The 13,631-nt window shown below is 55.6% G+C and carries 11 protein-coding genes; 6 read left to right on the top strand and 5 right to left on the bottom strand.

Annotated elements, in window-relative coordinates; all coding sequences use genetic code 11:
* Genes JQC75_RS08345 through JQC75_RS08330 form a run of 4 tightly spaced genes read left to right on the top strand, consistent with a single transcriptional unit; the run spans position 1 to position 2,773 of the window.
* A complete protein-coding gene (locus JQC75_RS08345) occupies positions 1 to 246 on the top strand; it encodes a HypC/HybG/HupF family hydrogenase formation chaperone (RefSeq protein ID WP_203326928.1) in 246 nt (81 codons plus the stop codon).
* Complete coding sequence (hypD, locus tag JQC75_RS08340; protein ID WP_239002115.1) at positions 239 to 1,399, top strand: hydrogenase formation protein HypD; 1,161 nt, start codon at positions 239 to 241, stop codon at positions 1,397 to 1,399. Before JQC75_RS08345 ends, hypD begins: the two co-directional genes overlap by 8 nt.
* Positions 1,389 to 2,393 (top strand): hydrogenase expression/formation protein HypE, encoded by a 1,005-nt coding sequence (gene hypE / locus JQC75_RS08335; protein WP_239002114.1) that lies wholly within the window; start codon positions 1,389 to 1,391, stop codon positions 2,391 to 2,393. The genes hypD and hypE overlap by 11 nt, the downstream gene beginning before the upstream one ends.
* A complete protein-coding gene (locus JQC75_RS08330; RefSeq protein WP_203326927.1) occupies positions 2,393 to 2,773 on the top strand; it encodes a hydrogenase maturation nickel metallochaperone HypA/HybF in 381 nt (126 codons plus the stop codon). The genes hypE and JQC75_RS08330 overlap by 1 nt, the downstream gene beginning before the upstream one ends.
* Before the next feature lie 91 nt (positions 2,774 to 2,864).
* Here JQC75_RS08330 and JQC75_RS08325 read toward each other — a convergent pair whose 3' ends face one another.
* Together JQC75_RS08325 and JQC75_RS08320 are read right to left on the bottom strand one after the other, a co-directional pair.
* Positions 2,865 to 4,631 (bottom strand): VRR-NUC domain-containing protein, encoded by a 1,767-nt coding sequence (locus JQC75_RS08325; protein WP_203326926.1) that lies wholly within the window; start codon positions 4,629 to 4,631, stop codon positions 2,865 to 2,867.
* A gap of 2 nt (positions 4,632 to 4,633) precedes the next feature.
* Positions 4,634 to 4,912: a peptidylprolyl isomerase gene (locus tag JQC75_RS08320; protein ID WP_203326925.1), complete on the bottom strand. Its 279-nt coding sequence runs from the start codon at positions 4,910 to 4,912 to the stop codon at positions 4,634 to 4,636.
* A 116-nt stretch (positions 4,913 to 5,028) separates the two neighbouring features.
* On the opposite strand from JQC75_RS08320, the gene JQC75_RS08315 reads away from it, so the two are divergent.
* Positions 5,029 to 5,448: a secondary thiamine-phosphate synthase enzyme YjbQ gene (locus JQC75_RS08315; protein WP_283165671.1), complete on the top strand. Its 420-nt coding sequence runs from the start codon at positions 5,029 to 5,031 to the stop codon at positions 5,446 to 5,448.
* 120 nt (positions 5,449 to 5,568) lie between these two features.
* On the opposite strand, the gene JQC75_RS08310 is transcribed toward JQC75_RS08315, so the two are convergent.
* The 3 genes from JQC75_RS08310 to JQC75_RS08300 form a co-directional block, all read right to left on the bottom strand.
* On the bottom strand, positions 5,569 to 6,783 hold the full coding sequence (locus tag JQC75_RS08310) for an RsmB/NOP family class I SAM-dependent RNA methyltransferase (protein WP_203326924.1): 1,215 nt from the start codon (positions 6,781 to 6,783) through the stop codon (positions 5,569 to 5,571).
* Between the two features lie 340 nt (positions 6,784 to 7,123).
* Positions 7,124 to 8,371, bottom strand: a complete 1,248-nt coding sequence (locus JQC75_RS08305) for a sugar MFS transporter (protein ID WP_203326923.1) — start codon at positions 8,369 to 8,371, stop codon at positions 7,124 to 7,126.
* A gap of 234 nt (positions 8,372 to 8,605) precedes the next feature.
* A complete protein-coding gene (locus JQC75_RS08300) occupies positions 8,606 to 10,240 on the bottom strand; it encodes an alpha-glucosidase family protein (protein ID WP_203326922.1) in 1,635 nt (544 codons plus the stop codon).
* Positions 10,241 to 10,745: 505 nt separating this feature from the next.
* Here JQC75_RS08300 and JQC75_RS08295 point away from each other — a divergent pair.
* A complete protein-coding gene (locus JQC75_RS08295; protein ID WP_203326921.1) occupies positions 10,746 to 13,568 on the top strand; it encodes a TonB-dependent receptor in 2,823 nt (940 codons plus the stop codon).
* Positions 13,569 to 13,631: the final 63 nt, after the last annotated feature.

Genomic DNA, 13,631 nt, shown 5'->3' with positions numbered 1-13,631 from the left:
ATGTGCCTTTCCGTACCTTCTGAAGTCGTGGCATTGCACCCGGATGAACAGGCCATTACCGTTGATACCCTGGGCGTGCGGCGAAAAGTCAGTCGCCATTTACTCAGCGACGAGATCCATATCGGCGACTATGTGTTAATCCACATCGGCTTTGCGATGAATAAAATTGACAAAGAAGATGCCCTTGAGAGTTTAAAGCTGTACAGAGAAATCGCCCAGAAGCTGGAGGCAGAAAATCATGACTGAGCCTGCCACCGGTGAAATGAATTCATCACTTAAACTCAAGTCCCTCTACGAAGGTTTTCGTGATGCCGACACTATCCGGGCACTCGCAGCCCGCATCGGCAATGAGGCCAAAAAGCTTTCTGCGCCGCTCTATATCATGGAGGTGTGCGGCGGTCATACCCACACCATCATGAAATATGGCCTGCTGGGTTTAATACCGGACAATGTAAAATTTATCCATGGTCCCGGCTGCCCCGTGTGTGTGATGCCCAAAGAGCGCATCGATCAGGCCATTGCCCTGGCGAACATGGACGATGTGATACTGCTGACCCTCGGTGACATGATTAGGGTACCCGGCTCCAAAGGCAGCCTGGCACAGGCCCGTGCCAATGGCGCCGATGTCCGCCCCCTGTACGATCCCCTCGATGCTCTGGCCATCGCAAAGGACAACCCCAACAAGACGGTGGTGTTTTTTGCCATCGGCTTTGAAACCTCCACCCCCATGACGGCTGTGCTGCTCAGGGAAGCTGAGCGTGCCGCACTCCCCAACCTGATGTTTCATATCAACCATGTGCTGGTGCCGCCTGCCATCGATGCCGTCATGGCCGAGCCGGCCACCAAGGTCAATGCCTTTATCGGTCCGGCCCACGTGAGTGTGATAAGCGGCGCCAAAATCTATCGCCGCGCTGCCGAGGCGCACCATACCCCCGTGGTGGTCAGCGGTTTTGAACCCGTGGATGTGATGGAGTCCATTTTGCGTTTGGTGGAGCTTAAAAATCACGCCGAATCCGTGGTTGAGGTGCAATACAGCCGCGCCGTGTCTGAGCAGGGTAACCTGACTGCACAGGCGCTGGTGGACGAGTACTTTGAAGTGCGCGACAGCTTCCGCTGGCGGGGTCTGGGCCCCATTCCCCAGTCGGCCCTGAAACTCAGAGACAAGTACGCCCACAGGGATGCCGAAATCCACTTTGGTGATCGGTTACCGGTTCAGGAAATCGACGATCACAAGGCCTGCCAGTGTGGTGACATACTGCGTGGTCTTGCCAACCCCATGGACTGCAAAGTCTTTGGCCGTGGGTGCACCCCACAAACGCCCCTTGGCAGTTGCATGGTCAGCTCAGAAGGCGCCTGCAATGCCTATTACCGCTACCATGGAGTCCAGCATGTCGACTAACAGTATTCAGCTCGCCCACGGTGGCGGCGGCCTGGAAATGAATAAACTCATTCGTAACCTGTTTTTCAAGGCCTTTGACAACTGCATCCTGAGAAATGAAGAAGATGCCGCCCTCCTGAACCTGCAGGGCCCCACTGCCTTTACCACAGACTCTTTCACTGTGTCGCCGCTGTTTTTCGCCGGTGGCGACATAGGTAAGCTGGCCATTGCCGGTACAGTCAATGATTTGGCCATGATGGGCGCCGAACCTCAGTACCTGAGCCTTGGTGTCATCATCGAAGAAGGCTTTCCCATGGCATCCCTTGAGGCCATAGTGGCCTCCATGGCGAGCGAGCTTAAGAAATGCGGTGCCAAAATCGTCTGCGGCGATACCAAGGTGGTTCCCAAAGGCTGCGCCGATGGCCTGTTTTTAAACACCACCGGGGTGGGCCGGATTGTCAAACCCGGCTTGTCGGCAAAAAACCTGCGAGCCGGTGATGCCATACTGGTCTCAGGGGATATTGGGCGCCACGGTGCGGCGATTCTGATGGCCCGGGAAGGACTGGAGCTGGAGTCCGGCCTTGAAAGCGACTGTGCAACCCTCTGGAGCTCGGTGGAGCAACTCTTGGTGCATCCCTTTGATATCCATGCCATGCGCGACGCAACCCGGGGCGGCCTTGCGGCTGTGCTCAATGAATGGGCAGCTGCATCCGACGTTATGATAGAGGTCGATGAGGCCGCAGTCCCCGTGAGCGATGAAGTGAAAGGCCTGTGTGAGCTCTATGGCTTTGAAGCCACAGATCTGGCCAACGAAGGCACCTTCGTCATGGCGCTCCCTGCTGCACAGGCAGAAGGCGCGCTGGAGGTACTCAAGCGCTTTGGCCACTGCGAGCACGCGGCCATCATAGGTCGTGTGGGTGAGAGCCCTGCCGGGCGCGTAATACTGCACACGCCGTGGGGCAGCAACAGATACCTTGACCTGCCCGCCGGTGAATTGCTGCCAAGGATTTGCTAATGCACGAATTTTCCATCGTTCAGGCGCTGCTGGACAGCTGCGAGCAACATGCCCGCAGCGTCGGGGCCAGTGGAATAAGCCGGGTCTGCATTCGCATTGGCGCCTTAAGTGGTGTCGAGCCGGCCCTGCTCGCCACCGCCTTTGATACCTTTAAGCTCGAAGGTCGCTGCGCCGATGCCAGCCTTGAGATGGAAATTGAGCCGCTGCGACTCGAGTGCAATGAATGTGGTTATCAGGGCGAGGCCGACGGGCACAGGGTGCTGTGCCCAAAGTGTCAAAGCCCCTTCACCCGGGTAACCGGCGGCGAGGATATGCTGCTGTTACAGCTGGAACTCACGGGAACCGACAAAGGAGCCGCAGCCCACGGTGCCGACAGCTGACGTTCGAGGGGCACGGGGTGGCAATCGCCACCTCGACCTTAATCAGGACCGAAAACGGCTGACTTACGCGCCCCCAGACTTTTGGGTGTTCTTAACAGCAATCCTTGGATCCCGAACCCACTCCATCATCGGTTTGAGCTTGCCAGCTCACCCAGACCACCTCACTTGCGACCTTTGCCATACCAAGCCAACTCAACCAATCTTTTTGGTGATCAGCGAGGCGGTCACCCGGCCCTTTGACTTCGATAAAGACAAGCTGCGCATCCCGGATCAACACCAGATCCGGAAAACCACTGCGTCTGGCACGCAGGTCCTGCAGTAACCTCTCCACCAGTGACGCAACAAAGGGGCCATTAAGATAAGGAAATAGTGCGGCAAAAAGCTGCTCGTCCCACAAAGCCCAATTCACCCAGTCGTTGGCTATGCCCCGCTTACTGTGAAAATGGCGGCCAAGAACTGATACATCGCCTGCTTTGAGCGTGGCAAGCCGCTCATTGATCAGAGCGCGGCGCCGCTGGCTGAACTCCGGCTGGTACATGTCGGATGGCGCAGTTTGAAATGGATGGTCAAAGGCACCTTTTACCGGCGCAAACAGGATATCCCACAGAGCCAAACCAAAAAGGCCACAACTGAAGGCGTTTTCGAGGTGCCATCCCGGTATTCCCAGGCTATCAAAGTGGTGAAGAACGGCATACTCGGGCCCTGACACTCTGGTTAACACCAGTGCCTGTTCGGTCAGTCTAGAGGGGTCGGGCTTTTGCCAGTGTAAACCCGCTTTTTTGGCAAGCCTTGGCAAAATACGCAGGCTGGCATGGTATTCCTCGTCGGCCAGCGCAGAAGCAAAGAGCGTCTGCGCCGCGTCAAAGGCTTCATGGCAGCGGCCAAGGGCTTCCAGGCAGCGAGCCCTGCGCTCACGGGCCGGCACCAGTTCCAAACCTTGATACAGCGCCAGTGCCTGCTCGGTTAAGCCCCGACGTTCATACTCCCTGGCGATACGGCAAAGCAGCCGCTTCAGTTTGCGTGCCTGTCTGTGTATATCGACGTCAAGCTCAGATGATGACTCAGGAGCAGCCCCCACGGCCGACTGTATCTGCTTGTTAAGCACCTCAACCAGCGACGCCAGTGCAGGCAGAGAAAGCGCTCTTATGTCTTCCAATTGCCGGGCAATATCGGCGCACAACAAGGCAAGCTCAACCTGAGCCCGGTTATCAAATCGGCGGTGGGCGGCGTCCAGTGGATAATCTTCGTAGCGCCGATAACCGAGTTCGGTGATGACAAACTCGTCAGATTGCTGCCAGGCATTACCAAAATACAACAGTCTTAAGGTGTCATGGGCGGGTGCAGCGTCGAGCCTGAGTAAATCATCGGTGAATTGCTTCGCTATACCTGGCCAAAGAGTGGTTCCATCGGCCAGCAGGGTTTCATGAGCGTGGGCCACAAGCTGCTGCTTGGTGGCGGATTTTGGAACCCGGGCCGCCGTCGTATCCAAACCCTTTTCTTTACTGACACTTTGCAGCTGCATTATCGCGGCAGCAAGCTCATCGCGGGTGATAAGGGATGAAAGTATGCCCGGCTCGGGTGACACGCCAAGGGTGATAAACCCGTGCCGTTGCAGTTCGGCGCAGGCATCCGTCAAGGCAGGAATATCGGCGTAACGCAGTTTGCTCAGGCGAAAATGACTGCCACGGCGACTGAGTAGCCGTACCAGGAGCCTGAGAGCACCTTCTGACAGGGTGTCGGTACAATTCAGGAGTTTAAGCTCGTCTTCGGAAAGCAGATCCCGATAACGTCCGAGGCCACTCAGCAAGAGTCTGAAGTGCCTCAGGTAATAATCGGGATCGTCCAGTGTGTTAGCCAAGCTCAGTTACGGTAAATCGTTTGGATAAGATGGAAGCCAAATCGGGTTTTTACCGGGCCATGAACTTCGAGCACGGGCTTTTTAAACACCACATCGTCAAAGGCCTTTACCATTTGCCCCGGGCCAAATTCGCCGAGATCGCCGCTGCGGCGTTTCGATGAGCACAGGGAATACTGCTTGGCTAATTTGCCAAAATCTTCCCCTTTGTCGATTCGGGCTTTGAGCTTTTCCGCTTCTTCCCGGGTTTTGACCAAAATATGTCTGGCACAGGCTCTGGCCATGGGACTCTCCTCAATCTTGCAATGTGTCTATTCTACCCCAAAGCGTGCCCCATGGCAGCGCTTGCATGAGTCAGGGGGCTTTCATACACTGCGGGTTCGAAAAAGGGAGATGCATTATGTGGTTTCAAAAACGCTTCAGCCTCAGGCCCAAAAGCCGCGGCTTTCATTTGGTCACAGACGAAATAACGACCCAGCTGCCTGAGCTTGCCAATGTAAAAGTCGGTTTACTGCATCTGCAGCTGCTCCATACTTCCGCATCCCTGAGTCTCAATGAAAATGCCGACCCCACGGTGAGGCAGGATTTTGAAAGCTTTTTCAATCGGACCGTAAGGGAAAACGAGCCCTGGTATCGTCACGACTATGAAGGGCCGGACGATATGCCGGCGCATCTGAAATCCAGTCTGCTGGGAACCAGTCTTATGCTCGCCATCAGCGAAGGACGGCTGGCCCTCGGCACCTGGCAGGGCATTTACCTTGGCGAGCACCGAAACTCTGGCGGTGAACGGCGTATCATCGCCACCTTGCAGGGGGAATAACGGCGCAGGGAGAATAGCAGCGCAGGGGCAAAGGCGTCAGTGATATCCGCGCAGGGCATTCTGCCGTCCTTTGTGTCACGGTGGACATAGGCAGAATGCGCGTACGTTGTTCAGGGCCGATTACTCGGCGATGCGTTCCAATTTGGCAAGATAGAAACCATCAAAGCCCGATGTGGCCGGGGTAATATTTTCATCCTCCAGCAAACGGAAGTTGGGATTGGCCGCCAAAAACGCATCAACCTGGCCGCGGTTTTCACAGGGCATGATTGAGCAGGTTGCATACACCAGTATGCCTCCCACCTTCACCATGCGGCTGTAGCTGCCAAGAATATGGGCCTGCAGCTCCATCAGCACCGGCAAACGCTCTTCGGTATCGCGCCACTTGGCATCGGGATTACGCTTGAGCACCCCAAGGCCGGAGCAAGGCACGTCCAGCAGCAATCGGTCGGCCGACAGTTTCAAACGCTTAATGGTTTTACTGCCGGCAATGAGCCGGGTCTCCACGTTGTGGGCACCGGCGCGGCGGGCACGCTCTTTGAGGTTATCCAGTTTCCACTGCTCTACGTCCATGGCAAGCAACCTGCCCTTGCCCGCCATGGCGGCGGCCAGATGCAGCGTCTTGCCGCCGGCACCGGCACAGGCGTCAATCACCCGCATCCCGGGTTTCACATCCAGCGCGGCGGCAACCAACTGGGAACCGGCGTCCTGCTGCTCAAACCAGCCATCGGCAAAGGCCTTGGTGCGAAAGAGCGCGGCATTGGAGGTCACTTCCAGTGCTGAGTCCACCCCGGCAACAGGAACAGTCTCAACCCCTTCAGCGGCCAGACGCTGTGCCAGTTCATCCCGGGTACACTTAAGGCCATTGGTGCGCAGATAACGCTTGGGGGCCAAAGACAGAGCCGCTCGCTCGGCCACCCAGCTATCACCCAGCTCCGCCTGCCCGAGTTTATCCAGCCAGTCCGGGCATCCGTCCCACAACAGCGGCGCGGCCTTGGCACGCTCGAGACGTTCGGCAAAGACCCCATCTTCAATATCCAGGGTGTATCTGAGACGCGGAATCGCCAAACCATGGAACCTGTGCCAGGCATTGAGCACCCGGCTGCCTTCACGCTCGATGCGCTCCGGGGTGGTGTCGGCAAGGAAACAGAAGAGGTTCAGGCGCCGGATAAGCTCGCCGGTCACGGTGGCGATTCTGGCCTGCTCTTCACTTTCGAGCTTAAGGCCCGAAAAGTGGCGTGAGTAGGCCCTGTCCAGTGGCGAGCCTTCAATCAGCACCTGATTGAGGATCCCAAGAACGAGTTCGGCAGAAGAAGGTGACAAAGGCGATGCGAGCATGGTGGCTATCCGGCATTGAAAAACTGCGGGATCATAGGAGGTATTGCGCCCCTTCGCAAGGAAGAACACAAAGGCAATCGCGGTTTATGCAGGCTGGCCTTTAGGTTGGACATGCTATCGACAGCCTGTTGGGCACTTTTCGTGTCCACAGCGCGCGCTTTCACGTCCCCTTGAATAACCCATTCACTGACATTTCTATCGCGCCTGCTCACGCCTTCACCTTATGCAAGCAGAAAACTTGCGTTTAACCCTCTGGCTCCAGTCAATAAAAAAGCGCCTTTACGGCGCCTTTTTATCGAGTCCTCTGCCCAGAACCTTTTATTGAAATCCTGGCAATGATTCAGGCCCTGGCGGCCACAGGCTTACAGCCTTTCAGGCCATAGAAAAGGATATAGCCGTAGCACAGCACCGGCAGGATGAAGGAGGCAGACAGGCCAACAGAATCGGCCAAAAGCCCCTGCAGCAGCGGCACCAAAGCACCACCCACAATCGCCAGACACAGGATACCTGAGCCCTGGGCCGTCGCAGGGCCCAGATTTTTCAGCGCCAGGCTGAAAATGGTCGGGAACATAATGGAGTTAAACAGCCCCACCGCCAGAATTGCCCACATAGCCAGGGCGCCACTGCTGTTCATGGCAACCAGTACCAAGAGCGCGGCCATGGTGGCATTGAAGCCCAGCACCTTGCCGGCATCCACTTTTTGCATCACGGCCGCACCGATAAAGCGGCCCACCATGGCACCACCCCAGTAAAAGGCGATGTAATGGGCCGCATCGGCCTCGGCCATGCCCGCCACATGGGATTCACCCAAAAAGTTCACCAGAAAGCTGCCAATGGCCACTTCACCGCCCACGTAGACGAATATCCCGATGGCGCCCAGCACCAGATGGCGATGGCTCAGGGCACTCTGCCCTGTTGCGGCGACCTCGTCTTCCTGGTCATGGATGTGGGGCAGCTTCAACAGTGCAAACACCACCGCCAGCACAATCAGCATGCCGCACAGCAGCAGATAGGGCAGCTTGACCGCATCGGCTTCTGCCTCGGCAGAGGCGCCGACGGCAACCGACAAAATCAGCACCGAGCCAAAGGCCGGGGCTATGGTGGTGCCAAGGGAGTTAAAGGCCTGGGTCAGGGTTAAGCGGCTCGAGGCGGTATCCACCGGCCCCAGCGCAGTAACATAGGGGTTGGCCGCCACTTGCAGCACAGTAATGCCGCTGGCAAGCACAAACAAGGCGCCAAGAAAGAGTCCGTAAGTGGCATAAGCGGCTGCAGGATAAAACAGGGCGCAGCCCAGCGCCGCAGTTAACAGCCCCACCACTATGCCCTTCTGATAACCGAGCCGCTTGACCAGCACCCCGGCCGGAACCGACACCAGGAAATAGGCGCCGAAGAAGCAAAACTGGATCAACATCGCCTGGGCATAATTCAGGCTGAATACCGCTTTCAAATGCGGAATAAGGATGTCGTTAAGACAGGTGATAAAGCCCCACATAAAAAACAATGTGGTGAGTGAGGTCAGGGCAAAACCGTAACGCCCTCCCTCGGACGCGCCATCATGATGGGCAGTAACAGGTACGCCGGAAGCCATAGTCTTCTCCTTGATTATTATCGTTATCGCAATCTTGTATGGTCGAGGTCTACAGCGAAGCTTACCCCATGAATCTCACGCCGGGCGATAGGCAAAGCGCTGCTTGCTTTATCGCTGGTACAGGCTGCTGGCAGTGGATGATGGCCAGTAGCCCAGCGTATCAGCTTTATGCCAGGGAAGCTGGGCTCCAACAAAAAGCCCAAATTCCTTTCCCCAGGTTCCGTGCTTTAAGACCTAGTTGCCCAGCAACAAAGCCCCGTGGGGCGCAAGGCGAACAGTGCCAGCGCCATCCAAACTGCCCCCCTCAAGACCATGGCCGTCGAGGAGTACCCATGGCTCACCGCCGGGGATGTTAACCACCTGCGGCTCATCAGATAAATTGAACAAACAAAGCACTTTTTCATCAGAATTTACACGCTCAAACGCCAGTACAGGCTCTTTGACATCAATAAATTTGATTTCACCACCGACCAAGGCGGGCTGAGAGCGACGCCATGCCATAAAGCGGCTGAACTGATTCAATATAGAATCCGGGTCGTCGCTCTGGGCGGCGACGTTCAGCGCCCGATGTTCTTCCGGCAGCGGTAACCAGGGCTTGGTGCCCGTCGCCAGATCACTGAATCCCATAAAGTCGCCTTCAGCTTGCCAGGGCATGGGGGTACGGCAACCATCGCGGCCTTTAAAGTTTGGCCAGAACGCGATACCGAAGGGGTCCTGCAGCGCATCAAAGGGAATGTCGGCTTCAGTCAGCCCAAGCTCTTCGCCCTGATACACGCACAGGCTGCCACGCAAACATCCCAGCATGGCCGACAACATCTTGGCCATTTGAGGCGAGCCCTTGCCCTGCCCCCATCGACTGATAACCCGCTCCACGTCGTGGTTACCTATAGCCCAGCAAGGCCAGCCATCACCGATGGCGCCTTCGAGGGCTTCCACTGTACTGCGGATGTAGTCTGCGCTGTAGTCTTTGGTGAGAAGCTCAAAGCTGTAGGCCATGTGCAAACGGTTATCGCCCTTGGTGTATTCGGCCATGGTGGCGAGGGAGTCTTCGCTTGAGACTTCGCCCAGGGTCACAGCCCCCGGGTAGCGGTCAATCAGCGCCCGTAAATCTTCAATGAACCCCAGGGTTTCAGGACGTTCGTTGTTATACCAATGATACTGATAGGCGTAGGGATTATCTTCGGAAAACCCCCGTCCCTGACGTTTATCAGCGGGTTTGGCCGGGTTGTCGCGCAGTTCCTTGTCATGGAAACAAAAGGTAATGGCATCGAGGCGGAAACCATCTACGCCCTTTTTCAGCCAAAACTCCACATTGCTGAGTACGGCCTGGCGAACGGCTTCACAGTGAAAGTTCAGATCCGGCTGACTCTTTAAAAAGTTGTGCAGGTAATACTGCTGGCGTCTTGGCTCCCACTCCCAGGCGCAGCCGCCAAATATCGCCAGCCAGTTATTGGGTGGGGTGCCATCTTCACGGGGATCGGCCCACACGTACCAGTCGGCCTTGGGATTGTCCCGGCTCTGGCGGCTTTCGGCAAACCAGGCGTGCTCGTCTGACGTGTGGCTGAGTACCTGATCGATAACCACCTTCAGCCCCAGAGAGTGAGCCTTGGCGATAAGCTCGTCAAAATCCATCATGGTGCCGAACATGGGGTCCACATCCAGATAGTCACTGATGTCGTAACCGAAGTCCTTCATCGGGGATCGGAAGAAGGGCGAAATCCAAATGGCATCCACATTGAGGCTGGCAATGTAGTCGAGTCGCTCGATGATCCCTTTCAGATCGCCAATACCATCGCCGTTACTGTCTTTGAGACTGCGCGGGTAAATCTGGTAAATGGCAGCGCCGCGCCACCAGGGATGAATACTCATTGTGGTCCCTCAATTCAGGTCATTTAGGCCGTGTTATCCGGCTTTGTATCGCCCCTGGCTGTTGGCGTTTTGTTGCCAATGCGTAAGCGCAGCCAGGGTGCTGTATGATGCATGGAGGATACGTGACAAGCAAAAGGGCCTTCAATAGAGCTGCATACGTATGCACAAACTGAGACACAGGCGCCGGCGACGGTTTTACGCACATATTTTCAATCTTTCATATACTTAAGCATCAAAAACTTACCAGCAATACTCGCACCTTCTCCCTTGGGTGAGCCTGCTTTCGCCCCTGACAGGGCTTTGAATACGTATGCACTCGGTTGAGTAGGCAGAAAGGGCGGGAGTAGTATCGTCACCGTTGTGCAACATGTTGGTCATAAAAGCAGCCTTATGCAGTAATTTAAGTGCATGAATGCCCAATAACATTAATAAGCAATGACTGTTGTCCCAACATCCAAGCAAGCTCGCTGGCACGACATGGGCCGCGACCAAAGGGGAAAGATGAATGATGCAATTTAAACCAAACCTGTTAACCGTGGCGCTGCTCGCTGCCGGTTTCAGTATGCAGGTACAGGCGGCTGAACCTTCTGAAGAAAAAGATGTTAACAAAGAAGAAGCTGCCAATATCGAAGTGATCACCGTTAAGGGTTTTCGCACCAGCGTGATCAAGTCGCTCAACGAAAAACGTTTTGGCGACACAGTCTCTGAATCCATCTCTGCAGACGATTTGGGCGCCCTGCCCGACCAATCCATCGCCGACGCTCTCACCCGCTTGCCCGGCATCACTGCCGTGCGTACCGGCGGCCAGGCCAGCGGCCTGAACATCCGTGGCTTGGATGGCGACTTTGTGTTTGCCACCTTGAATGGCCGCGAGCAGGTCACCACAGGCAGCAAGCGTGCCATCGAATTTGACCAGTATCCTTCCGAGCTCATCAGCCAGGCTGCGGTCTACAAGTCACCCAAGGCATCTTTGATTGAAGGTGGCGTGGCCGGTACCGTTGAGCTGAAAACCGCTGACCCACTGCGCGCTGCAAAAGAGCAAAACTTTACCTTTAATGCCCGCGGTGCCTTTAACGATCGCGCCGATGAAGTCGCCGATGCCAATGAATACGGCAATCGCTTGAGCTTCTCTTATCAGGGCAAGTTCCTCGAAGAAACCCTGGGTGTTGCGCTGGGTTACGCGCACCTGTATCAGCCCTTTGTTGCCAGCCAGTTTATCGGCCTGCGTTTCAACGATGCCAAGAAAGATGTCAACGGTGATGGTGTGGTCGAGTCCATCAGCGAAGGCTTTGAAATGCAGCAAAAAGGTGGCGAAGACACCCGTGACGGTTACATGGCTGCCATTCATTGGCGCCCCAATGATAACTGGTCTTTCAAGGGTGACTTGTTCCACTCACAGTTTGATTCTGAAAACTTTGCCCGTGGTTTCCGGGTGAAATCACTGCAAAACGGCACCATCACCAACGCCAACATTAAAAATGGCTCCATGATTGGCGGCACCGTCAGCACAAACGGCACCGACAACTTCGCCCTGTTTGTGGTGAACGATAACGACTCTAAGTATTCAGAGCTGACCTCAGGCTCTTTCAACATAGAGTGGAACAATGGCGATGCCCTGACCGTCTCAGCCGACATCAGCTACTCCAAAGCCGATGGCGAGTTTGTGAACGGCGGCTCCCGCGCTGTGCTGTATCAGGATATCGACAACCAAATCCGCGCTGCCGAGTCCATCAGCTATCAGCTGAACGACCTGAACCCCGCCTCCATCTCGGTCACCAATGACTACACAGATCTGAGCACTCTGGGTCTGAAAGAAGTGGGCATGTGGCCCTACAACCAGCAAAACGATCTGATTGCGTACAAGCTGGACTTCAACTATCAGCTGGATACCGCTTTTGTCTCTTCTGTCGAGTTTGGTGTGCGTTACTCTGAGCGTGAATTCAACGCCCAGCGCTCTCAGGCAGGTTACGGTTTCGAGTTTGGCAACAATCCGGCAAACCAACCGGTACTGCGTCTGACCGAAGACATGACCAGCGTGGTGAACTTTGGCGGCGAACTCGCCGGTTACCCAAGCTTCCTTGCTATCGACTTCGACAAGGCCGTTGATCTGGTTAATGCGCAGCTCGCTGCTACAGGTCAGGATCCTTTCGCCCCTACCGCCAACTGGTCCAATAACTGGACCATGATCCAAAGCGGTGCGGTTAACGAAGATGTGTTGGCGGGTTATGTGCAGGCCAACCTGGAGTTTGATCTTGCCGACGTGAAAGTCACAGGTAACCTGGGTCTTCGCGTAGTGCATACCGATCAGTCCAGTACCGGTCTGCAGCAGGTTGGCTTTGGTCTGGGTGAAGCCATCACCGACGAAAAAGGCGTGGTGAGCACAGACTATATCCGCAACGAAGTGGGTAAGACTTACACCGATTACCTGCCCTCGCTGAACCTGAACTTCCACCTGACCGATAACGATCAGCTGCGTTTTGCTGCCGCCTCCGTCATGGCGCGTCCACCTATCGACAAGCTGAAGTCAGGCATGGGCAGCTGGTATGACGATGCCTCCACTCCCGGCTACAAGAAGTACAACGCATGGGGCAACACCAGCCCACTGCTGGATCCTTTCTACGCCGATCAGTTCGACCTGTCCTACGAGCACTACTTCGAAGACAGCGAAGGCGCCGTGGTCGTAGCCCTGTTCTACAAAGACATCAAGTCTTTCATTAACAACTTCACCATCCAGCCATTCGATTTCGAAGAAGCCGGTTTCCTGGTGCCCGATACCATTATCGACAACGGTGTTGAGTTCCCGGTAGTGAAAGACGAAGGCCAATACCAAACCGCCATCAACAACGACAAGGGTGGCTACATCCGCGGCGTTGAGCTGGCCTACACCCAGGTGTTTGACTTCCTGCCCGATCCATTGAGTGGCCTGGGCTTCACCGGCAGCTACTCTTACTCCGACAGTGAAGTGCAGTTCACCACCGACCTGAGCGGCTCTTCTCTGGATATTCCGCTGCCTGGTTTGTCTGAGCACGTGGTTAACACCACCCTGTTCTACACCCTGGATGGTTTCGATACCCGTTTGAGCATGCGTTATCGCAGTGGTTATGTGTCTGAGCAGGTTGCCGTTGAAACCCAACTGGCCTTCTTCGATGCCGAAACCATCTTCGACTATCAGGCGTCTTACGCGCTGGATAACGGTCTTAAGTTCCTCTTCCAGATCAATAACCTGACAGACGAACCCAACAAGACCTACTTCGGTGAGGAGTATCAGACAGGGACCATCCAGTCCTTCGGTCGCCAGTACTTCCTGGGTCTGAGCTACTCAATGTAAGCAGCTTCATTGAAAGCGGCACCCTGAAAAGACCTGCCCCAGGGCAGGTCTTTTTTATTTGTT

Source organism: Shewanella litorisediminis, from assembly GCF_016834455.1.
GTDB classification, from domain to species: Bacteria; Pseudomonadota; Gammaproteobacteria; order Enterobacterales; family Shewanellaceae; genus Shewanella; species Shewanella litorisediminis.
Note: the sequence above shows the minus strand (reverse complement) of the source record. Positions and strands in the feature narration are given on the sequence as shown.

Bases quoted from the DNA above. Each gene is read 5' to 3' on its own strand.
- JQC75_RS08345 (WP_203326928.1), top strand. From the start codon at position 1: ATGTGCCTTTCCGTACCTTCTGAAGTCGTGGCATTGCACCCGGATGAA.
- hypE (WP_239002114.1), top strand. From the start codon at position 1,389: ATGTCGACTAACAGTATTCAGCTCGCCCACGGTGGCGGCGGCCTGGAA.
- JQC75_RS08305 (WP_203326923.1), bottom strand. From the start codon at position 8,371: ATGGCTTCCGGCGTACCTGTTACTGCCCATCATGATGGCGCGTCCGAG.
- JQC75_RS08295 (WP_203326921.1), top strand. From the start codon at position 10,746: ATGATGCAATTTAAACCAAACCTGTTAACCGTGGCGCTGCTCGCTGCC.
- JQC75_RS08320 (WP_203326925.1), bottom strand. From the start codon at position 4,912: ATGGCCAGAGCCTGTGCCAGACATATTTTGGTCAAAACCCGGGAAGAA.
- JQC75_RS08310 (WP_203326924.1), bottom strand. From the start codon at position 6,783: ATGCTCGCATCGCCTTTGTCACCTTCTTCTGCCGAACTCGTTCTTGGG.
- JQC75_RS08330 (WP_203326927.1), top strand. From the start codon at position 2,393: ATGCACGAATTTTCCATCGTTCAGGCGCTGCTGGACAGCTGCGAGCAA.
- JQC75_RS08315 (WP_283165671.1), top strand. From the start codon at position 5,029: ATGTGGTTTCAAAAACGCTTCAGCCTCAGGCCCAAAAGCCGCGGCTTT.
- hypD (WP_239002115.1), top strand. From the start codon at position 239: ATGACTGAGCCTGCCACCGGTGAAATGAATTCATCACTTAAACTCAAG.
- JQC75_RS08300 (WP_203326922.1), bottom strand. From the start codon at position 10,240: ATGAGTATTCATCCCTGGTGGCGCGGCGCTGCCATTTACCAGATTTAC.